The 20,902-nt window shown below is 71.6% G+C and carries 18 protein-coding genes; 12 read left to right on the top strand and 6 right to left on the bottom strand.

All coding sequences use genetic code 11. The annotated features are described in order from the left end of the window. The first annotated feature begins 51 nt into the window (after positions 1 to 51). Together D7V97_RS01270 and D7V97_RS01265 are read left to right on the top strand one after the other, a co-directional pair. Entirely contained in the window at positions 52 to 549 is a 498-nt protein-coding gene (locus D7V97_RS01270; protein ID WP_120608736.1) for a 6-carboxytetrahydropterin synthase, read from the top strand. Continuing rightward, positions 542 to 1,249 carry an SDR family oxidoreductase gene (locus D7V97_RS01265; protein ID WP_120608735.1) on the top strand — a complete coding sequence of 236 codons (708 nt, stop codon included), beginning with the start codon at positions 542 to 544 and terminating at the stop codon, positions 1,247 to 1,249. The genes D7V97_RS01270 and D7V97_RS01265 overlap by 8 nt, the downstream gene beginning before the upstream one ends. A 4-nt stretch (positions 1,250 to 1,253) precedes the next feature. On the opposite strand, the gene queD is transcribed toward D7V97_RS01265, so the two are convergent. Beyond that, positions 1,254 to 1,637 (bottom strand): 6-carboxytetrahydropterin synthase QueD, encoded by a 384-nt coding sequence (gene queD, locus D7V97_RS01260; protein WP_120608734.1) that lies wholly within the window; start codon positions 1,635 to 1,637, stop codon positions 1,254 to 1,256. 87 nt (positions 1,638 to 1,724) lie between these two features. After that, complete coding sequence (locus D7V97_RS01255; RefSeq protein ID WP_120608733.1) at positions 1,725 to 2,255, bottom strand: hypothetical protein; 531 nt, start codon at positions 2,253 to 2,255, stop codon at positions 1,725 to 1,727. Positions 2,256 to 2,356: 101 nt separating this feature from the next. Between D7V97_RS01255 and D7V97_RS01250 the strand changes: the two genes are divergently transcribed. The 4 genes from D7V97_RS01250 (at position 2,357) to D7V97_RS01235 (ending at position 12,233) form a co-directional block, all read left to right on the top strand. Beyond that, positions 2,357 to 4,063, top strand: coding sequence for a PA14 domain-containing protein (locus D7V97_RS01250; RefSeq protein WP_120608732.1), 1,707 nt, complete (start codon positions 2,357 to 2,359; stop codon positions 4,061 to 4,063). A 309-nt stretch (positions 4,064 to 4,372) separates the two neighbouring features. Then, the gene (locus tag D7V97_RS01245; protein WP_199728667.1) at positions 4,373 to 6,214 is read left to right on the top strand and encodes a sigma 54-interacting transcriptional regulator; all 1,842 of its coding nucleotides are present in this window, start codon (positions 4,373 to 4,375) and stop codon (positions 6,212 to 6,214) included. Next, positions 6,211 to 10,584, top strand: a complete 4,374-nt coding sequence (locus D7V97_RS01240; protein WP_120608731.1) for an SUMF1/EgtB/PvdO family nonheme iron enzyme — start codon at positions 6,211 to 6,213, stop codon at positions 10,582 to 10,584. Before D7V97_RS01245 ends, D7V97_RS01240 begins: the two co-directional genes overlap by 4 nt. 191 nt (positions 10,585 to 10,775) lie before the next feature. Beyond that, a complete protein-coding gene (locus D7V97_RS01235; RefSeq protein WP_233582445.1) occupies positions 10,776 to 12,233 on the top strand; it encodes an ADYC domain-containing protein in 1,458 nt (485 codons plus the stop codon). A 32-nt stretch (positions 12,234 to 12,265) separates the two neighbouring features. Here the strand turns inward: D7V97_RS01235 and D7V97_RS01230 are convergent, their stop codons facing one another. Continuing rightward, the gene (locus D7V97_RS01230) at positions 12,266 to 12,730 is read right to left on the bottom strand and encodes a GyrI-like domain-containing protein (RefSeq protein ID WP_120608729.1); all 465 of its coding nucleotides are present in this window, start codon (positions 12,728 to 12,730) and stop codon (positions 12,266 to 12,268) included. Positions 12,731 to 12,745: 15 nt separating this feature from the next. Beyond that, on the bottom strand, positions 12,746 to 13,318 hold the full coding sequence (locus D7V97_RS01225) for a cupin domain-containing protein (RefSeq protein ID WP_120608728.1): 573 nt from the start codon (positions 13,316 to 13,318) through the stop codon (positions 12,746 to 12,748). Positions 13,319 to 13,465: 147 nt separating this feature from the next. Here D7V97_RS01225 and D7V97_RS45250 point away from each other — a divergent pair, with 147 nt between their 5' ends. The 3 genes from D7V97_RS45250 to tam are packed head-to-tail and all read left to right on the top strand — an operon-like array spanning position 13,466 to position 15,179. Next, a complete protein-coding gene (locus D7V97_RS45250) occupies positions 13,466 to 13,873 on the top strand; it encodes an NAD(P)H-binding protein (protein ID WP_199728666.1) in 408 nt (135 codons plus the stop codon). Next, positions 13,870 to 14,352, top strand: a complete 483-nt coding sequence (locus D7V97_RS45245) for a hypothetical protein (protein ID WP_199728665.1) — start codon at positions 13,870 to 13,872, stop codon at positions 14,350 to 14,352. Before D7V97_RS45250 ends, D7V97_RS45245 begins: the two co-directional genes overlap by 4 nt. A 56-nt stretch (positions 14,353 to 14,408) precedes the next feature. Further along, positions 14,409 to 15,179 carry a trans-aconitate 2-methyltransferase gene (gene tam / locus D7V97_RS01215; RefSeq protein WP_120608727.1) on the top strand — a complete coding sequence of 257 codons (771 nt, stop codon included), beginning with the start codon at positions 14,409 to 14,411 and terminating at the stop codon, positions 15,177 to 15,179. Between the two features lie 9 nt (positions 15,180 to 15,188). Here tam and D7V97_RS01210 read toward each other — a convergent pair whose 3' ends face one another. Then, a complete protein-coding gene (locus D7V97_RS01210) occupies positions 15,189 to 16,625 on the bottom strand; it encodes a sigma 54-interacting transcriptional regulator (protein ID WP_158623237.1) in 1,437 nt (478 codons plus the stop codon). Positions 16,626 to 16,677: 52 nt separating this feature from the next. Between D7V97_RS01210 and D7V97_RS01205 the strand changes: the two genes are divergently transcribed. Together D7V97_RS01205 and D7V97_RS01200 are read left to right on the top strand one after the other, a co-directional pair. After that, positions 16,678 to 18,600, top strand: coding sequence for an SPFH domain-containing protein (locus D7V97_RS01205; protein WP_199728664.1), 1,923 nt, complete (start codon positions 16,678 to 16,680; stop codon positions 18,598 to 18,600). 175 nt (positions 18,601 to 18,775) lie between these two features. Further along, a complete protein-coding gene (locus D7V97_RS01200; RefSeq protein WP_147444634.1) occupies positions 18,776 to 19,540 on the top strand; it encodes a hypothetical protein in 765 nt (254 codons plus the stop codon). An 85-nt stretch (positions 19,541 to 19,625) separates the two neighbouring features. On the opposite strand, the gene D7V97_RS01195 is transcribed toward D7V97_RS01200, so the two are convergent. After that, positions 19,626 to 19,814, bottom strand: coding sequence for a hypothetical protein (locus tag D7V97_RS01195; protein ID WP_120608724.1), 189 nt, complete (start codon positions 19,812 to 19,814; stop codon positions 19,626 to 19,628). Between the two features lie 132 nt (positions 19,815 to 19,946). Here D7V97_RS01195 and D7V97_RS01190 point away from each other — a divergent pair, with 132 nt between their 5' ends. Beyond that, positions 19,947 to 20,846 (top strand): hypothetical protein, encoded by a 900-nt coding sequence (locus D7V97_RS01190; protein ID WP_120608723.1) that lies wholly within the window; start codon positions 19,947 to 19,949, stop codon positions 20,844 to 20,846. Positions 20,847 to 20,902 lie beyond the last annotated feature (56 nt).

Genomic DNA, 20,902 nt, shown 5'->3' with positions numbered 1-20,902 from the left:
CCGGAGCGGTTCCGCTCCCTCCGCTCTTGGTGCTAAGCCGTGCGCCATCCCATGGCGCGCACAACGACCATCGAGCTGCACAAAGAAGAGATGAAGTTCTCCGCGGGGCACTTCACCATCTTCTCCGCTACACACCGCGAGAACCTGCACGGGCACAACTTCACCGTCCATGTCGCGCTGACGGGCGAGGTGGGCGACGATGGCCTGATGGCGGACTACGGTCCGCTCAAGCAGGCGGTGATTGCCCGGTGCAAGGCCTGGAATGAGACCTTCTTCCTGCCCGAGCGCTCGCGGCACCTGCGCCTGGAGCGGGACGCGAACGGAAACCACCGGGCGTACTTCAACGGGGAGGAGCTGCACTTCCTCGCGCGCGACGTGACGCTGCTGCCCGCGGCCAACGTGACGCTGGAGGAGCTGGCGCGCGTCTTCGGCGAGGGGCTGGTGGGGGACGGCGCCGCGATGGCGCGCGACGGCATCACGCGGCTGGTGGTGAAGTGCGCTTCGGGCCCCGGACAGTGGGCCACCTGGGAGTGGAACCCCCATGGCTGATTGGGCCCTCATCACCGGCGCCAGCCGGGGCATTGGACGCGCGACGGCCGCTCGCTTCCGCGACGAAGGCTGGCGCGTGATGAACGTGTCCCGCCACCCGTGCTCGGTGCCGGACGTCGTGAACGTGGAAGTGGACCTGTCCGTCCCGGGGTGGGAGGCCACGTTCATCCCCGCGCTGCGCGAAGGTCCCGGCCAGGGGGGCGGGCGCGTGTGCCTGGTGCACAACGCCGCCCGCTACGTGCATGACGAGGCGCTGGCGATGGAGGCGGATCACTTCCGCCACGTGCTGGAGGTCAACCTCGTCGCCCCTGCGGTGCTCAACCGCCTGGTGCGCCCACTGCTCACGGATGGGTCGTCCATCCTCTACGTGGGCTCCACGCTCTCCGAGAAGGCCGTCAAGGGCATCGCGTCGTACGTGACGACCAAGCACGCGCTCGTGGGGATGATGCGGGCGACCTGCCAGGAGCTGGTCGGGACGCAAATCCATACGGCCTGCGTCTGCCCGGGGTTCACCGACACGGAGATCCTCCGGGAGCACCTGGGCGGGGACGCGGCGGCCCGCGCGAGCGTGGCGGCGCGGACGACGTTCGGGCGCATCATCACGCCCGAGGAGATCGCGGACTTCCTCTACACCTGCGCCAACACGCCCGTCCTGAATGGCGCGGTCCTCCACGCCAACCTGGGGCAGGTGGAGACCTGACGCGTCAGCCCGGCGCCGGGAAGACGGTGCAGGACGACATGCACGTCTCCGCGACCTTGAGGCGGGAGACGCGGGCGCCGGGGATGTCCAGGCGCTCGTAGATCCACGCGGCCAGCAGCTCGCTCGTGGGGTTCTCCAGGCCGGGCACGTCGTTGAGCAGCCGGTGGTCCAGCTGCTCGTTGAGCGGCTCCCAGGCCGCGTTCAGCTCCGCGAAGTCGACGAGCCATCCGAGCTGCGGGTGGATGGGTCCCTGGAGGGTGATTTCAATGCGGTAGCTGTGCCCGTGCACGCGGGAGCACTTGTGCCCCTTTTCGACGTGGGGCAGGTGGTGCGCGGCCTCGAAGGTGTATTCCTTCGAGATTTCGGTGATGAGGGGGATCTTCTTCAAGGTACGGCCTCCTAGACGGCGGCCTTGTATCCGCGATCCCCGCCCCCGTCCATGGGACGGAGCTGGTGCCCCTGGACGCCGGGCCGCCTACTGGCGGGTCGAGGTGAACAGCCGGTCCACCTTGCACTTCTCCGCCGTGTCCCGGCTGAAGATCTGGAACTCGCCCGAGAAGGTCAGCGGCTGGGTGTCCGTCCTCGCCTCCTCCGAGAAGCGGCCTGACACGATGAGGGCGTACCCGGTGCCGTCCGGCGCGAACGTCTCGGTGGAGAGCTGGAGGCTCGTGTTGGTGGACTCATACAGGGAGCCGTACAGCGGCTGCCCGAGGAGCTGTCCGGTGATGTAGCCGCTGTTGCCTTCGCGCTGGATGATCAGCTCCGTGGGCAGCGTCAGGCCCAGGTCCGCGCAGCCTGTCTGCAGGGCGCTGCTGTCCTGGAAGACAAGGGGGTACGTGCCCTGGATGTTGCAGTTCTCCTCGCAGTCCGGAACCCCGCTGCTTCCACATCCCGGGTTGCCCAGACCGCTTCCCATGGTCATCACGCCCACCGCCAGCAGCAGCGGGATGCGCAGGTACTTGAAGGGGCTCGGGGGACGGGCACTGCCGGTGGACACGTCGCTCATGGGCGCAAGATTACCCGGAATCACATGATTGGGTGTCAGGGCCCTTTTCCCGGAGAAGGCCGCGGCACAGGCTGCCGGCTCCTTTCTTCCATGGAGTCCTGATGCGTCTTTCTTTTGTTTCACGTGCCCTGCTGGGCACCATGGTGCTTGGCGCCCTGATGGCGTGCGGTCCTTCGTCCGAACCCGGGGCGCCCGTGGAGTCGCAGGCGCAGGGGCTGCTGACCTCGTCCAACGGGCTCGTCACGCTGGAGGCCGTGGGCACCGGCCGGCCCTACACCTTCGCCACGGCGCAGACGGGCACGCAGCTCTACATCGACCGGACGTATTCCATCACCGGCCTGTCCTCGCGGCTCCAGGGCGGGGTGCTGCTCCAGGCGGCGAATGACGACAAGCTCTACACCGGCGCGTCGCAGGTGCAGCTGCGATTGAACTCCGCCGCCACCGTCTACGTGGCCATGGACCGGCGCAACACGGTGCTGCCCGCGTGGCTGGGCGACGGCACCTGGGCGCTCACCGACGAGGTGTTCGCCACCAATGATCCGTCCGCCACCACGTCCAGCGCCTCCACCCCGATGAAGGTGTACGTGAAGTCCGTGCCCACCGGGACGCTGGTGCTGGGCGGCGGCATGGCCTCCCCGGCGCAGGGCACCAACGCGCAGTACGCCGTCGTCGTGAAGTACGCCACGCCGGAGCCTGGCGTGGTGGCGCGTTACTTCCCCAACCTCCGGATGCAGGGCGTGCCGGTGCTGCGCTCCCTGTCCACCGTGGACCTGAACCCCGGGACGGCCGCGCCCGTGCCCGGCATCCCCGCGGACTTCTTCGGCGTGCGCATTGAAGGCACCGTCACGCCCGCCTTCACGCAGACGTACACCTTCCGCACCTCCGCCAGCGGTGGCGTGCGCCTGTGGGTGAACGGCCGGCTCGTCGTGGATGACTGGTTCGAGCACGCCGTGGAGCAGCACTCCGGCAGCATCCCGCTCGCGGCGGAGGTGCCCGCCAACCTGGTGCTGGAGTTCTTCGACGCGGAGGCCGCGGCGTCGGTGCTGCTCCAGTGGCAGAGCGCGAGCCAGCCCCTGCAGACCGTGCCCGTGTCGCGCCTGCAGACGCCGGCGCTGCCCCTGTCGCGGCCGCTGGGGGCCCACTGCACGGTGGACACGCAGTGCCGCTCCAACCGGTGCAGCGTGTACCCGGTGGGCAACGTCACCGTCTGGAACGAAGGCGACGCCGTGTGCACGCCCGAAGTGTTCGAAGGGCAGACCGGTGTGAAGGCCGAGTACTTCACCTCCGAGTTCCTCTACAACCGCGCCGTGGTGCGGCAGGAGAACTTCGTGGGGACCTTCTGGGGCGCCACGGCTCCCGCGCCGGGCGTGCCCGCGGATCGCTGGTCCGCGCGCTGGTCCGCCACGCTCACGCCGCCGGCCACCGGCACGTACACGCTGCGCACCAACACCGAGGACGGCGTGCGGCTGTGGTTGGACGGCGCGCTGCTCGTGGACCACTGGCTGGAACAGGAGGGTGGGCAGACGCACGACGTCGCGGTGTCGCTGACGGCCAACAGCACGCACGCGCTGGTGATGGAGTTCTTCGAGGGCTACGGCAACGCCCACGCGCAGCTCTCGTGGACGGGCCCGGGCCTTCCCTGGCAGACCGTCACCACGGGGCTCACCACGCCGCCGACCTTCACGTGCCGGCCGCTGGGCTCGCAGTGCCGCTCCAACGAGGACTGCTGCGGCGCCTACTGCTCCGTGTCCCCGGTGGGCAACGTGACCATCTGGAACGAAGGCGCCACGGTGTGCAGCCCGCGGTAGGTGGCTGAACGGCAAACGTTACCGGCGATGGCAAGGCTTGCCGTTCCGGGACACGGCAAGGCTTGCCGGCCCCGCATGCCTTCAGAGGGCATGCGGTGCTGGCATCCGTGTTGCTTTGTCGGGGCCCTGTCAGTCCTCGCCGGTCCGCAGGAAACGGCGCCACGCGGGGGCACATATCGAGGCTCCCTTCCCATGCCGAAGACCCCTGTGAGCATCCATCCCCTGCTGGGGCTCCGGGGAGGAATTACCGCGAGCCCTCCGCCGGGCTGTCCCCCCCGGCGTGAACGTGACAGCATGGCAGGTCGCCGGATGTCCTCCCCCGTTCCCAATGCCCGTGACACCCGTCCCCTCGGAATGGGCGGGGCGGAGTCTCCGGACTCCGGTGCCGCCTACCTCCTGGTGATGGAGGGGGACTCCTCGTGGCGCTTCTCGTTGCCCGCCGAGGGCACGGTGCTGGTGGGCCGGGATGAGCCGGCGGACCTGCTCCTGCGGGACGAGAGCGTCTCCCGCCGCCATGCCCGCATCCTCGTCACGGAGGAGGGGGCGCGCGTGGTGGACCTGGGCAGCCACAACGGGACGCTGATCAACGGCCGTCCGGTGGAGGGGGCGCACCTGCTGCTGTCCGGGGACGTGCTGTCCTTCGGCGCGGTGTTGGCGGTGGTGCGCGCCCGCGTGCGCCCCGTGGCGGCCCGGCGCACGCTGGAGACCGAGCGGCTGATGGCGCACCTGCGCGAGGAGGTGGACCGCGCGCTGCGCTACAGCCGACCGCTGTCGGTGCTGGTGCTGGCGCTGCCGGAGCCGCTCACCGGAGGCCGGGACGCGGTGGAGGCGCTGCTGACGGCGGAAGCGGGTCCGGCGGAGGCGATGGGCTGGCTGGATGCCGCGCACCTGTTGTGCGTGCTGCCCGAGGTGTCCGGCGAGGCGGGCGAGGACGGGCTGGGCGAGCGCGTGGAGGCGCTGCTGGCGGCGCACCCCCGGGCTCGGCTGGGTACGGCGGCCTGTCCCACGGATGGCTGTGACGCGGACACGCTGGTGGCGGTCGCGCGCACGGCGGCGCAGGCGGCGAAGCCGGGGCGTGCGGCGGCCGCGGCCGACGGGGCGACGCGGCTGGACCTGGCCGGGCGGATGGTGCTGGTGGCGGACCCCGCCATGTCCCAGCTCTACGCGCTGCTGCGCAGGTTGGCGGCCAGCGAGCTGCCCGTGCTGGTGTGTGGCGAGACAGGCGTGGGCAAGGAGAACGCGGCCTTCGCGGTGCATCACTGGTCGCGCCGCAGCGCCGGGCCGTTCATCGCCGTGAACTGCGCCGCGCTCCCGGAAGGGCTCGTGGAGAGCGAGCTGTTCGGCAACGAGAAGGGGGCCTTCACGGGCGCCACCACGTCGCGCGCGGGCCTGCTGGAGAGCGCGCAGGGCGGCACCGTCTTCCTCGACGAAGTGGGGGAGCTGCCGCTGTCCGCGCAGGCGAAGCTGCTGCGGGCCCTGGAGGTGCGGCGCATCACCCGCGTGGGCGATACGCGAGAGCGGCCCATTGACCTGCGCGTGGTGGCCGCCACGCACCGCGACCTGGAGGCGGAGGTGGTGGCCGGGCGGTTCCGGCAGGACCTGTACTTCCGCCTGGGCGCGGCCACGGTGTTGCTGCCGCCCCTGCGCGAGCGGCCCCGGGAAGTGCCCCTGCTGGCGCGCGACTTCCTGGCGCGTGCGTGTCAGGCGCTTGGCCGCAAGGAGCTGGTGCTGGCGTCGGACACGCTGCAGGCGCTGTCGCGCGACACGTGGCCCGGCAACGTGCGGGAGCTGCGCAACCTGATGGACTTCGTCGCCGCGGCGGTGGCGGGGGACGTGGTGGATCCGCACCACCTGCCTCCGCGCATGCAGGGGCGCAAGGGGGCCGCGGTCCCGGCCAGGACGGAAGCCGTGGCCGAAGCCGGGGCTGCTTCGCCCTCGCCCGGGGTGGGGGCGACGGACTCACGGTTGCCGTTGGCGCAGGAGCTGCGTGAGCTGGAGCGTCGCCGGATGATGGAGGCGCTGGACGCGGAGGACGGCGTGCAGACGCGGGCGGCGGCGCGCATCGGCATGCCCATCCGGACGTTCTCGTTCAAGTTGAAGCAGCTGGGCGTGCAGGTCCGCCCCGGACGCAGAGGGCCGACGCCCGAATGAGCCAGCCCCCCGGGCCGCAGCTGGATCCTCCGCGGGAGTTCGAGGAGTACCGCCTGCTGCGCCCCCTGGGGCACGGTGCCATGGGGCGGGTGTTCCTGGCGCACGACACGCTGTTGGACCGGCAGGTGGCGGTGAAGTTCATCGCCACGCCCGCGGGAGGGCTTCCGGGCCCGACGGCGCGTGCGCGCTTCTTCCAGGAGGCGCGCGCCATCGCCCGGCTCCAGCACCCGAACGTGGTGGCCATCCACCGTGTGGGCGAGGTGCGAGGCCAGCCGTATCTCGTGTCCGAGCTGATCCGGGGCGAGTCGCTGGACCGGCTGTCGCGGCCGGTGGAGGGGGGACGGGTGCTGCGGCTCGGCATCGACCTGGCGCGGGGCCTGGCCGCCGCGCACCGTCGAGGCATCCTCCACCGCGACCTCAAGCCCGCGAACGCCGTGCTGTCGGAGGACGGCGAGGTGAAGCTGCTCGACTTCGGGCTCGCCGAGTGGAGCGTGGGTGCGGATCCCGTGGGCCCGCCAGCGGTGCCCGCTCCGGAGGCCGTTGCTGGCACGGCGCGAGCCACCGCGGATGCTCGACCCGTCGCTCTGCCCTCTGATGACACGCGTCCGCCGCAGGTCGTCGCAGGTGCCGGACTCGTGGCTCCAGACGCCGACATGCGACCCTCGCGCGCCACTGTGGATGCGCGACCCGTGGCTCTGCCCGCTGACGCGCGCTCCCCGAACGCCACCGCGGATGCTCGCCCCGTAGCTCTGCCTGCTGACGCGCGCTCCCCTAACGCCACCGCGGATGCTCGACCCGTAGCTCTGCCCGCTGACGCGCGCTCCCCTAACGCCACCGCGGATGCTCGACCCGTAGCTCTGCCTGCTGACGCGCGCTCCCCGAACGCCACCGCGGATGCTCGACCCGTAGCTCTGCCTGCTGACGCGCGCTCCCCGAACGCCACCGCGGATGCTCGACCCGGGGCTCTGCCCGCTGATGACACGCGACCCTCGCGCGCCACCGTGGATGCTCGACCCGTGGCTCCTGCCGTCGACACTCAGCCTCCGCACGCCGTCGCGGGAGCACGCGCGACGCAAGACCTCCGGCCGCTGCCCACGCCACAGTCCACGCCTGGTGACGTGGCGCAAGCGCACGCTGGAGCCCGTGCGACCGCTGGTGACGGCACCCCTGTTCCGGAGCACGTCGCGCTCGTGGGCACGCCGCTCTACCTGGCGCCTGAACTCTGGCGCGGTGAAGCCGCGAGTCGCGCGAGTGACGTTTACGCGATGGGCGTGCTGCTCTACGAGCTGTGCGCGGGCGTCGCGCCCCACGACGGCGTGCCCGTGGTGGACCTAGGCCGCGCGGTGCAGGAGCAGCCTCCACGTCCGCTCGCCGAAGTGGCCTCTTCGCTTCCTCCCGGGCTGGCGACCGTGGTGGATCGGTGCCTGTCGCGGAATCCAGCCCACCGCTTCGCGTCCGGCGATGCATTGCGCGAGGCCCTGGAGGCGCTGAGCCTCCCCGACCGCGCGGGCGCGCTGCCCACCGGCAATCCCTATCGTGGGCTCCAGCCCTTTGAAGCCGCGCACCGGGGCGTCTTCTTCGGCCGCGAGAGCGAAGTGCGCGAGGTGCTGGACCGCCTGCGCGGTGATGCCTTCGTCCTGCTCGCGGGCGACTCGGGCGTGGGCAAGTCGTCGCTGTGCCGCGCCGGGGTATTGCCCGCGCTCATCGCCGGGGCGGAGCCGGGGGAGCGCGGAACGTCGTGGGCCGTCGTCTCCTGCACGCCGGGCCGGCGTCCGCTGGAGTCGCTGGTGGAGGCCCTGGCCCCGCTGCTCGACAGGTCCGCGGAAGCCCTGCTCGCGGAGCTGGAGACGGAAGAGAGCGGGGTGCTGGCGCGAGCCCTGCGACGCCGTCCCGCCAGCGCGCCCCAGGTGTTGCTCTTCGTGGATCAACTCGAAGAGCTGGTCACCTTCTCGGAGCCCGCCCAGGCGGCGCGACTCTCCGAGGAGCTGACCCTCGTGGTGCGCCGCGCTCCCCGGACACGCGTGCTGGCCACCGCGCGCAGCGACTGTCTCACCCGGCTGGTGGCGCTGCCCGGCCTGGGCGACGAGGTGCCCCGCGCGCTGCACCTGCTGCGCGCCCTCTCGGAGCAGGGCCTGCGCGAAGCGGTGGTCGGCCCGGCCCGTGCGCTCGGCGTGCGCTTCGAGTCGGCGGAGCTGGAGCACGCGCTCGTCACCGCCGCCGCGCGCACCGAAGGCGGCCTGCCGCTGTTGCAGTTCACGCTCGCCGCGCTCTGGGACGCCCGCGACCGGGAGCGGGGCCTCATCCCCGCCTCCGCGCTGGAGACCCTGGGCGGCGTCGAAGGCGCGCTGGCCCGCCACGCGGACGCGGTCGTGGCGCGGCTGCGGCCGGAGCAGCGCCCCCGCGCGCGTGAGCTGTTCCTGGAGCTCGTCACCCCCGAAGGCACGCGCCTGCGCCGCACCGTCACGGAGCTGCTGCGAGGCCCGGACGACGGCGAGGGACGCGCGGTGCTGGAGGGGCTGGTCCAGGGCCGGCTCCTCACCGCGGGCGAGGCCGAGGGCGGCGAGGCCAGCTACACGCTCGCCCACGAAAGCCTGCTCACCGGCTGGGACACGCTGCGCGGATGGATGGGCGAGGACGAACAACGGCGCGCCGTCCGTCACCGCCTGGAGCGCGCCGCCGCCGAGTGGCAACGCCTGGGCCGCCCGGTGGAGCTGCTCTACGCGGGACGGCAGCTCACGGAGGCCACCCTCGCGGGAACGCGGCCCGGTCGGTCGCAAGAGGCGGACTTCCTCGCCCGCTCGCGGCAGGTCGCCCGCCGTCGCCGCGCCGTGCGCTGGACGGGCGCCATCGCCGTACCCCTGGCCCTGCTGGGCGCGGTGGGCGTCACGCGCCTCCAGGCGAGGGCGCAATTGGAAGCGCGCATCACCCGCCAGCTCGCCGAGGCCCGGAGCCACGCCGACACCGCGCGCACGGAGGACGCGGAGGCGGAGCGGCTGCGCAAGGAGGCCTTCGCGCACTTCGATGCGCCCGGGCGCCAGAACCGCGAGGCCGCGGAGGAGGTCTGGTCCCGCGCCCTCGCGGTCGAACAGGACGGCGAGACGGACTCGCTGCGCGCCCTGGCCTCGCTGGAGACCGCGTGGGGCCTGGCCCCCGGACGCACCACCGTACGGGACCTCCTCGTGGACCTCCTCGCGGAGCGCGTGTCACGGGCCACGCTCCACCAGCAGCCCGAGGTCCGCGCCCAGTGGCTGACGCGCCTCGCCGCCTACGACGTCTCCGGTGCGCGAAGGGCGGGGCTGTCCGCGCCAGCGCGCATCACCCTCGCGGCCTCCGCGCCGGGGACGCGGGTGCGCCTGCTCGGTCCAGGACCGGAGGACCCGGCGTTGCCAGGGCGCGAACTCGGGACCGCGCCCCTGCGCGAGGCATCGGTGCCACCGGGCTCGCACGTGCTCGTGCTGGAGGCCCCCGGCCACGTCCCCGTGCGCGCCCCCGTGATGCTGCGTCCCGGTGAGGCCCTGACGCTGGACCTGAAGCTGCCGCCGACCGCCGCGGTCCCCGAGGGCTTCGTCTACGTGCCGCCCGGCCGCTTCCTCCAGGGCGCGTCGGAGAGCGAATACCTGCGCCGGGCCTTCTTCTACGCGCCGCCCCTGCACGAGGTGGAGACCGGCGCCTATCTCATCGCCCGACACGAGGTGACGTTCGGCGACTACATCGCCTTCCTCGAGTCCCTGCCCGCGAAGGAGCGCAACGCGCGCCGGCCCGGCAACCGCCAGCGCATCACCGTGGTGGACCTGGTGGAGGAGGCGAACGGCCACTGGCGTCTGGAGTTGAGCCCGGCCTCGGCGCACTACAGCGCGAAGGAAGGCGAGCCCGTGCGCTACGGGAAGCGGAACCGGCGCGCGGTGCAGGACTGGCGGCGCTTCCCGGTGTCCGCCATCTCCTACGACGACGCGCTGGCCTACGTCGCATGGCTGGACCGCACCGGCCGGGTGCCCCTCGCGCGCCTGTGCACGGAGCGCGAGTGGGAGCGGGCGGCCCGGGGCGCGGACGGACGCCGCTACCCCGGCGGTGACTGGCTGGGGCCGGACGACGCCAACGTCGATCTGACCTACGGCCGTGAACCCCTGGGCTTCGGCCCGGACGAGGTGGGCAGCCACCCGCGCTCGCGCAGCCCCTTCGGCGTGGACGACCTGGCCGGCAACGTGTGGGAGTGGACGCGCTCGGACGTGGTCCCCGACCAGCCCTCCGCGCAGGGCGGGAGCTGGTACCAGAGCGACCTGACCGCGCATGCCGCGAACCGGGACGTGGTGGAGCGCACGCTGCGCGAAGCACTCCTGGGCCTGCGCGTCTGCGCGACGCCGCGCTTCTGACCCAAACCGCCCCACGCGCCACTCCCAGCGGCAGTCCTTGCCGGACCCCGGCAAGACTTGCCGGCCGGTCCTGCCAGCAAAGGCCACCTGCCACCTTCGCCGGGCCTCCTTCACGCCGCGAAGGGCCTGGAGAGGGTCCTGGCACGGCGGCTGCTCTAGGGTCCTCCAACTCCATGAACGAGGTGCATCCCGTGAAGTCCGTTCCCCGCCTGCTCCCAGCGTGTCTCTCCGTCTGGTTCCTCGTCGCCTGCGGGGTGTCCGCCCCGGGGGAGGACCTGCCGTCACCGCGGCTGATCACCCAGGACTTCGCCGACGGGAATGACGGCTACCACTCGCAGGGCACGCTGCTGCACGGCACCGCGTACCTGGCCGCGTACTTCGCGAACTCCACCGTCCTGTTCGAGGGCCGTCGCCGGAGGGCGGCGTCGCGGCTGGAGAAGGGGGAGCTCGTCGCGGACATGACGCTCCAGGTGGACGGCACCACCGCCAGCCTCCAGCCGTGCACGGCGTCGGGCGCGCAGGGGGCCACCCGTGCGTGTGGGCTGGGGGTGGAGGGGCAGGGCACCTGTACTCCAGGCACGCGGGTGACGATGACCAGCGGAGGCATCTGTCACCGCGACATTCCCGGGAGCTGCGCGGGTGAACCGGTGATGCGGATCTGCTCGGGCGAACGGCCCTGCGAATACCAGGGGGCGGGGTATCTCACCACGGGGGCCCCGAGCTGCGGCATCTCGGCGTGCCCGTCCGCCTACTTCACGTGCCCGGCCAGCGGCATCTACACCGTGCTCGCCGGAGCCTCCACGCCGGGCAACGCCTGGAACCTGGACCTGGCCAGCGACATGGGGGTCTTCCCCGCGACGACCCAGGAGCTGCGCGCGGACAAGCTCGTGGGGCTCCGGTTGCAGACGAACTCGGGCGCCATGACGGGGCCCCAGCTGGAGGTGGAGACGGTCACCAACGCCTCGCAGGTCGCCATCACGGAGTCCCCTGGCACGTGGGACCCGAGCGGCGCGACCTTCCTCTACGGCGTGAAGGTGCTGGACTCGGACGCCCAGCCGCTCGGGCGGCTGTGCGGAAGCAACCCGGATCCGACCGCGGGCTCGGCGCTGGCCGTGCCGGTGCGGGGGCTCTATGACACCGCGGGCAACCGCACGGAGAGCACCGACGCCTTCACGTTCGGCTGTGATTACGCGGTCATCGCCAAGTGCTACCGCTGGGGCTACAAGCCCTGGCTGGACGGAGCGCAGGCCGGGCCCACGACGAAGGCGCACTGGAGCTGCACCCGCATGGCCCGCGCCGACTACTGCGGCAAGGGCACCTCGTACACGCACGACGGCACGCCCATCCGCCTGTGGGACGGCCTGTCCCCCACCATCAACGCGCCTCCCGCCAATCCCATCCCTCCGGCAGGGGTGGAGTTCGAGGCGGGGTGGAAGCCGACCGGCCCCGCGTGCCTGAGCCACTGGCGGTGGAAGACCCTGGAGGCGAGCTGCATCGGCCTGTCCTGGCCCATCTATGGCAGCTCCGGCCAGGTCACCAACGACTGTCGTTACCACCCGGGGGAGGGGTGCGCGGCCATCTGCGACGACGCGAGGGAGGCGGCCCTGATCTACGGCGCGAACGTCTTCAACGAGTCCGCCAGCCACTGAGGTGAGAGGGATTGCGGTGGGAGGGGGCTGGCTCAGTCGAGCAGTCGCCGGCTGAACTCCGTGCGCCACAGCGTGGGGTCGGAGCCGGACTCCGGGCCCACGGCATAGACCTCCCAGAAGTCCTGGCTCGCCTTGAGCCCCTGGGCGGAAATCCAGGCATCGAACTCGCCCCAGGCCTGCCCCATGCCCTCATAGGGGCCCTGGTAGACGGTGCGCACGACCTTCATGGCGGGCCACAGGCCGGGCCGGACGCGCCCCCGGTCCTGGATGGGCGCCGTGACGGGGACGCTGATCTCGAACTCGAACACCTGCGGGTCGGTGCGCAGGTGGTGCGTGAACCAGGGGCCCGCGGGGGCGATGTGCTGGGAGGCCACGGTGGCCATCAACTCGGAGATGCCCGGGCCCATGACGGTCCGGATCTCGCTCCGGGCAACGGTCACGGGGACGATGGCGGTGAGCTGGGCGACGGTCTGGACGATGCGAGGTGTTTCAATCATGGTGAAGCTCCTCTGTCATTCCTCGAGGGTGTCGTAACCGGTGGCCCCGGCCTTCTCCAGGCCTCCGGGGAGCACCCATTCGCGGGCCTCCGCGTCGCGGCGGAACGTACCAGGGGCGACGCCGAGACAGCGCTTGAATGCCCGGCTGACGCGGATGACCTGGGGCAGCAGGCCGACGAAGTGGCGCGCGGTCGGATGGTCGAAGCGGACCGCGCCGCAGATCATCTTCGTCGCGGCGCCCGCACCGCCGTGGCGGAGGATTTCATAGCGCTCGCTGACGGCCTCGCGCGGCAGGTCGAACAGCGGGGCGGCGGTGGTGCCGGGTTCGCTCACCAGCCGGTGGCAGAGGCCCTGGCGCACCAGCGCGAGGTCGCCGGGCTGGAGCAGGACGCGGTCGTGGCCCTCGACCTCCAGCCAGCACTGGCCCGACGTCACGACGTGGAACATCAGGCACTCGGGGATGGCCGGCAGCGCGAGCCCCCAGGGCGCGGAGAGCTCCGAGCTGCAGCAGAACGCCCCGCGCATGCGCAGCAGGTGCAGCGCTTCGCCGAGCGGATCCACCGAGCGCCAGACGTCCCGTTCATCCATGCCGGTGAGTGTGGGGGACGCGGGCGCACAGCGTCCAGCGGGATGGACGTTCGGGCATGAATCCTGGACCTGCTGTCATTGAGAGACCACTGCGTCGCGCCGATATTGGACGGCATGCAAGTCACCCGTTCACAGGGAGGTCGCGGAATGATCGTCGTCATGGGAGCCACCGGTCGTACCGGGAGGAGGGTCGTGGAGGGGCTGTTGCACGCGGGCGAGCAGGTGCGCGCCATCGGACGTTCGGAGGCGTCGCTGGCCGCGCTGGCCGGGGCCGGCGCGGAGATCCGGGTCGGGGACTCCAGCGACGCGGGCTTCCTGGCGGAGGCGTTCCGGGGCGCCAGCGGGGCCTACACCCTCTTGCCGTATGACGTGCGGGTGGAGGACTACCGCGCGCAGCAGGCCCGGATGGGTGAGGCCGTCGTCACCGCCGTGCGGGAGAGCGGCGTGGGCCACGTGGTCGCGCTGAGCAGCGTGGGCGCGGAGCAGGGGGGGGCACGGGCCCCATCGACAGCCTGCACGCGCAGGAGGCGCGGCTGCGCGGGCTCACGGGCGTGAACGTGCTGGTGCTGCGGGCGGGTTCGTTCTTCGAGAACTTCTTCGACGTGCTGCCGGTCATCCGCCACCAGGGGCTCAACGCGGACGTCGTCGAGCCCGGGCGCCCCGTCCCGATGATCGCGACGCGCGACATCGCCGACGCGGCGGTGACGGCGCTGCGCGCGAGGGACTGGAAGGGGTTCGTGGTGCGCGAACTGCTGGGCCCCCGCGACCTCACCTACGACGAGGCCACGCGCATCCTGGGGGAGCGCATCGGCCAGCCGGAGCTGCCGTATGTGAAGCTTCCCCCGGACGACATGGCGGGGGCGCTCGTCGAGGGCGGCTTCTCCCAGGACCTGGCGCGCCTCTACGTGGAGCTGGCCCAGGCCATCAACGACGGCCGGGTCCGCTCGCTGGAGGGCCGCACGCAAGCGAACACGACGCCCACGCGCTTCGAGGACTTCGCCGACGAGCTGGCCCGCGCCTACGCGGCGATGTGAGGCGCCCTGGACGACCCGAGGGGGATGGGGGACGCTGGCGGTGAGAGGTGCATTCCATGAGCTGGTCCGCGGCGCAGTACACCCGCTTCGAGGATGAGCGGAACCGGCCCATCCACGATCTGCTCGCGCGGATCCCCACGGCGGAGGTGGGGACCGCGGTGGACCTCGGGTGCGGGCCCGGCAACTCGACGGAGCTGCTGCGCCTGCGATTTCCGAAGGCTGTCATCACCGGGATGGATGGTTCGGCGGACATGATCCAGGCGGCGCGCAAGCGTCTGCCGGACCTCCACTTCGACATTGAAGACATCACGACCTGGAGCCACCCCGGGCCCTTCGACGTCATCCTGGCGAACGCCGTGCTGCAATGGGTGCCGGACCATGCCTCGCTGCTGCCGGCGCTCCTGGGCAAGCTGGCGCCAGGGGGAAGTCTGGCCGTGCAGATGCCCGACAACCTGGATGAGCCGGCGCATCGCCTGATGCGTGAGCTTGCCGGTGACGGCCCGTGGGCCGCGAGGATGACGGGGGCCCTGGGCGCGCGCGTTCCCCGCCATGGTGCTGAGTGGTACTACCGGACGCTGCGCGATGCCGGCGCCACGGTGGACGTCTGGCGCACGACCTATCACCACCCATTGGCTGGGGGCGCGGCGGCCGTGGTGGAGTGGTTCAAGGGTTCGGGCCTGCGTCCCTTCCTCGAACCGCTCGATGAGGCGGAACGGGCGGACTTTCTCACCCGGTATCAGGCCGCGGTGGCCAAAGCCCATCCCGCGCTGCCCGATGGCACGGTGCTGTTGCCGTTCCCCCGGCTGTTCTTCGTCGCGACGCGCTGAGCGCGGTCCTCACGCACCGCCGCGAGTCGTCACGCCCAGCCGTTTCATCATCGTGCGCACCGTGCCGCCGGGGTCCTTGGCCGTGCCCCGGCCGACCTCGCCCAGCAGCCGTGCGGCCTCCGCGGCATTGCCGTCCGCGCGCCGCAGCGCGGCCTGGAGGGCCAGTCGCTCCAACCGCTCCAGCTCGGCGCGCAGGTTCATCGTCCCGGACGCCACGCGGCGCTCCACCTCCTGCGCGGACACGAGCTGGGACGAGCTCGCGTGCTCCCGCTTCCACAGCCGGCGCGGCAGGTCCGACACGAGCAGCTCGTCTCCGGCGCGCTTGGCCACGAGCGCGCCGTAGATGACGTTGCGCAGCTCGCGGATGTTGCCGGGCCACGGGTAGGCGCGCAGCACGTCGAGCGCCTCGGGCGTGGCGCTGCGCACGCGCGGGCTGTCGGGCGCCGGCTCCTCCACGGTGTAGTAGCGCTCCAGCCAGTGCAGCACGAGCGGCGCCACGTCCTCCTGCCGCTCGCGCAGGGGCGGCAGGTGGATCTGCACCGTGGAGAGGCGCTCGTACAGGTCCTCGCCGAACAGCTCGCGGTCGATGAGCTGCTTCAGGTCCCGGTTGGTCGCCGCGAGGATGCGGAAGTCCACCTTGCGCCACGCGTTCTCGCCCAGGCGCGAGATGACCCGGTCCTCCAGCACGCGCAGCAGCTTCGACTGGAGCGCGTGCGGCGTGTCGTCAATCTCGTCCAGCAGCACCGTGCCGCCCTCGGCCGCGGACACCAGGCCGTCGTAGCCGTGCACCGCGCCGGAGAAGGCGCCCTTCGCGTAGCCGAAGAGCTCGCCCTCCATGAGCTCGTTGGGGATGGCCGCGCAGTTGATGGGCACGAAGGTGCGCGAGCGCCGCTCGGACCAGTCGTGGATGAGCCGCGCGGCGACCTCCTTGCCCGTCCCCGTCTCGCCGGTGAGCAGCACCGGCATCGACGTGCGGGCGGCCTGCACGAGTTGGGCGAGCAGCGCCTTCGCCGCCGCACTGTGCGCGATGAGCGTCCCCGACACGCGAGGCGCCGGAGTCTCGACCAGGCTCTCCTCCAGCCGCCGCAGCAGCCGTGACTCCCAATCCAGCGTGCCCGTGCAGAGCACGTCCATGGCCCCCTGCTCCACCGCGAGCCGGAGCGCGTCCACCGGCACCGGCTGCTCGCACAGCCATACCCAGGGCCCCGACTTCGGCGAGCCCGTCAGCCGTGGCTGCGCGGAGCACACCACCGTCACTCGCGCGCCGGGCCCTCCGGGCTGCCAGCCGGCGGCATCCAAACGCTGCTTCAGGGGCCGGCTCGGAGCAGGGCCCTTCCAGTGGAACGTGTGCATCCCGCGAATCAAACACGGAACCCTCACGATTTGAATCAGGTCCGGGCGGGGCGACTCCAGCAGTTCCAGCCACTTGGCCGTGGCAGGGGGCATGCAGTGGAGGGGGGCATCCCCGCATTCTCGCGGGCCGCAGGAGAAGGGCCTCATGGATTACATCGTGGTGCTGGCCGGAGTCGCACTGCTGCTGGGCCTGGGATTGGCCTACGTACTCAGCGGTGTGCAGGTGATCGGTGAGGACGAGTCGGGGCTGGTCATCAAGAAGTACGGCGCGCCGCTCCCGCCCGGACGGCTGGTCGCGCTGGAGGGCGAGGCCGGCTACCAGGCGGAGCTGCTGCCGCCGGGGTGGCACTTCGGCTACCCGTTCTGGCGCTTCAAGGTGTCGCGCGTCGCGGTGGTGGTGGTGCGCCACGGGCACATCGCGCTCGTCGTCGCCAATGGTGGTGCGTCCATTCCGCCCGGCTGCATCCTCGGCCGCGAGGTGGCGTGTGACAGCTTCCAGGATGCGCGTGCGTTCCTCGAGGGCGAGGGCCAGAAGGGCCGTCAGCTCGCGTTCCTGACGGCGGGCACCTATCGCATCAACCCCGCGCTGTTCACCGTCATCACGCCGGAGAACGCCGAGGTGTTCGACATGGCCGTGGAGGACCTGGAGATCTTCAGCGTGGGGCCCGACAAGGTGGGCATCGTGACGACGCTCGACGGCCGGCCCATTCCCGCGGGCGACCTCGCGGGTGTGCCGGTGGAGGGGCATGACTCGTTCCAGAGCGCCCAGCAGTTCCTGGACGCGGGCGGCTGCCGCGGCTTGCAGGAGCAGGTGCTGCTGTCGGGCTCGTGGAACCTCAACCCGTGGTTCGTGAAGGTGGAGCAGATCCCCATGACGGAGGTGCCCATCGGCTACGTGGGCGTCGTGGTCAGCTACGTGGGGCGCGAGCACCTGGACGTGTCGGGCGACGAGTTCACCCACGGCGACCTCGTGGAGCGCGGGCGCAAGGGCGTGTGGATTGAGCCGCTGCTGCCCGGCAAGCACCCGCTGAACGCGCGGGTGATGAAGGTGGAGCTGGTGCCCACGACGAACATCGTCCTCAACTGGGCGCAGCGCACGGAGCAGCACAAGTACGACGAGAAGCTCAGCCCCATCACGGTGCGCTCGCGGGACGGCTTCAGCTTCATGCTCGACGTGTCGCAGATCATCCACATCAGCATGAAGCAGGCGCCGCGCGTGATTTCGCGCGTGGGCTCCATGCAGAACCTGGTGGACCACGTGCTGCAACCCACGGTGGCGAACTACTTCCGCAACTCCGCGCAGCAGGTGTCCGTGCTGGAGTTCCTCTCCGCGCGCACCGACCGCCAGCGCGAGGCGTACGAGGCCATCCGCGGCGCGCTGGGGGCGTACGACGTGGAGTGCATCGACACGCTCGTTGGTGACATCCAGCCGCCGGCCGAGCTGATGAAGACGCAGACGGACCGGAAGATCGCGGAGGAGCTCCAGCGCACGTACGAGGTGCAGCGCGAGGCCCAGGTGCGTCGCCGCGAACTGGAGCGCGCGACGGCGGTGGCGAACATGCAGACGGAGGTGGTGCGAAGCGAGCAGATGGTTGCCATCAGTGAGAAGGGCGCGCTCGCGGCGGAGGAGACGGCCAAGGGCGAAGCGGCCCGCACGCGCCTGCACGCGGACGCGGAGGCGCACGGCCTGCGGCAGCGCGCGGACGCGGAGGCGCACGGCCTGCGGCAGCGCGCGGAGGCGGAGGCGGAGTCGAAGCGGTTGCACGGCAGTGCCGAAGCCGAAGCGACGCGGCTCGTGGGTGAAGCCAAGGCGGAGGCGTACCGCACCGGCGTGGCGGCGCTCGGCGGCCAGGCCTTCACCGCGGTGCAGCTGGCCACGGTCCTGGCGCAGCACGGCGTGAAGCTCGTGCCGGAGATCGCGCTCGGCCAGGACCAGGGTGGAGGGCAGGGGCTGCTCGGCGCGCTGATGGGGCGGATGCTCCAGAACGGGGCCACGCCCCAGGTGTTGCAGCGTCCGGCGAAGCCGCCGCACGGGAACGTCGTGGAGAACAATCACAAGCAGGCCTGAAGTTCGTAGCGTGAAGGCCGTGCACCTTCGGGTGCACGGCCTGTTGCGAGCCGGTTCAGCCACAAGCAGGTCTGAGGCCCTTGGCGTGAAGGCCGTGCACCCGTGGGTGCACGGCCTGTTTCCAGCAGGTTCAGCATTGGGAGGTCGGGTGGTCGAGGCAGCAAGGACGGCGCTCTTGCAGTCACTCCGGGCGCTGCCCCGGGGTGCCGGGCCGGGTGCGTTGCGCGACCTCACCACGCTCCTTGAAGCAGCGGTCGATGCGGATGATGACGTCGACCTCTGCTTCCGGGATGAGCTGATCCGCGTCCTCGGCCCGGTGATGGGCGAGGACACGCCGGTGACGGTGGAGGATGCGGCGGCGTGCGCGACGGGCGTGGATGCGAAGGTGCTCGTCGCCATGCTGCCGACGCTTCGAGCGGTGCTCGCGCAAGTGCGCGGGTTGAAGGTGTGTTTCACGCGCGAGGCCGTCGGGGTGCTGTCGCGAGCGGAAGCGTTACTCCAGACGGCTCCGGTGCTGCGGACCCGCGAGGAGCTGGAGGCCGCCCTGACAACCCTGTGCGCGCGACTCGCGGCCGAGCTCTCCCTGCTTCATGCCCCGGTTCCCATCATGGCCGGGGAGGCGCTCCCTACCGCGCGCTGGTTGTTCGGAGACGGGCCACCACTCAGGGGCACGGCGGTGCTGGAGCTGGCTCGCGGCCTGGATGACTTCTGCCGCCGCGCGCCGCTGGCCGGGCCCGACCTCGAAGCGCTCCGGGCGCTCGCGCGCAGGGCGGACGCGGAGCGGGACACGCCCGGCTGGCCCCTGCTGCTGGAGCGGCTGCGCACGGTCCGCCCCCGGTTGCTGCCCCAGAAGTCGCTGTCGCCGCTGGAGCGCTCCCTGGCCGGAGCCGCGCCGCGCGTCACGCTGGGACCGCCATCACTCGAAGCGCTGCTGCGGTGACGGCCGCCGTTCCCATCCACCTTGAGCGGCGCGCAGCCCTCCTTCGCCGTGCCGGCGGACTGACGGACGACAGCGCTGGAGCCCGTCACGCGCCCTTCCTTCGGAAGCGGTTCGAGCCGGCCTCCGAGGTGCCGTTCTCTCCGTCCGGCGACAGCGCCGGGGAGCTGCGGACGGGGTTGCCGAACAACTGCTCCCGCGGAATCACGGGCGGCACGTCCGCCAGTGCCGGCACGGCCCACAGCATCAACAACATCACCCCACGGCGCAGCAGCATCGGGGCTCCCAGGAGTCGTCCTGCGGGATGGAAAGTGGCGCGGAAGTTTCACCGTGACAGTGAATTCAACGCGCGCTGGTTGCACATGGTTTCCGTGCTCCGTCGCCGTGGCGTCGACTAGCGTCACGCCGCATGAACAGCCGGCTCGCCTGCTTCCTCCTCACGACCTGCATCGCCGTCGCCAGCGCGGAGGCGAAGCCCTACCGCGCCATGGTGACGCGCACCGCGACCACCACGAAGAGCGGCAACCTGGAGCTGGGCCTGCGCTACCAGGGCTTCTTCGCGCTCGACCTGGATGAATCGCAGCCCTACCAGCAGCTCTCCCCCAGCCTGCGCTTCGGCATCACCGACAACCTGGAGGCGAACCTCTACCTGGAGCTGCTCGCGCTGGGGCTCCCCGGAGACGAGGAGTTCAAGGTCGCCTTCGGTGACATCCCCCTGGGGTTGCAGTGGACATTCCTGGAGACGAGCCAGGCGGCGCTGGCGGCCTACGGGCGCGTCACGCTGCCCACGGGCCCCAGCGACGAGGACGGCATCATCCCCAGCCTGTCCGACGGGACGTGGGACTGGGAGGGCACGCTCGTGGGCGAGCTGCGCGCGAGCAAGGACCTGCGCTTCATGCTCAACGCCGGCTACTTCCACCAGGGCACGCGAGACCGGGACCCCCGGCCCGACTTCGACGTCCCGGACGCGGTGCAGCTGGCGCTCGCGGGCACGTACAACCTGGACAAGTTCACGATGCTCGGGCTGGAGGTGGTGAGCCGCTTCTACTTCGAGGACGCCATCACGCCGGTCTGGCGGGACAATGCCAACCAGGTGGAGATCCTCCCGGTGATCCGCCACGAGGCGTTCCCCGGGCTGGTGCTGGAGGCCGTGGCGGGCATCGCCGTCACCGAGCAACTGCGGGAGATCTACCAGTTCCGCCTGCTGCTCGGTGCCACCTACGAGTTCGACCTCGCGTCGGGCCCGCAGCTGCCCAAGAGCCGGGATGATCTCCGGCCGCCCAAGCCCCCGGCCAAGCGCCGCCGCTAGTCATTGCGCGGGAGCTTCGTTGGCGGCGGACGCACCGGCCCCGGCTGCTTCGGGTG

Source organism: Corallococcus sp. CA053C (genome assembly GCF_003611675.1).
Lineage (GTDB): Bacteria > Myxococcota > Myxococcia > Myxococcales > Myxococcaceae > Corallococcus.
The sequence above is the reverse complement of the archived record's forward strand: the minus strand, read 5'-3'. Positions and strand labels throughout refer to the sequence as shown.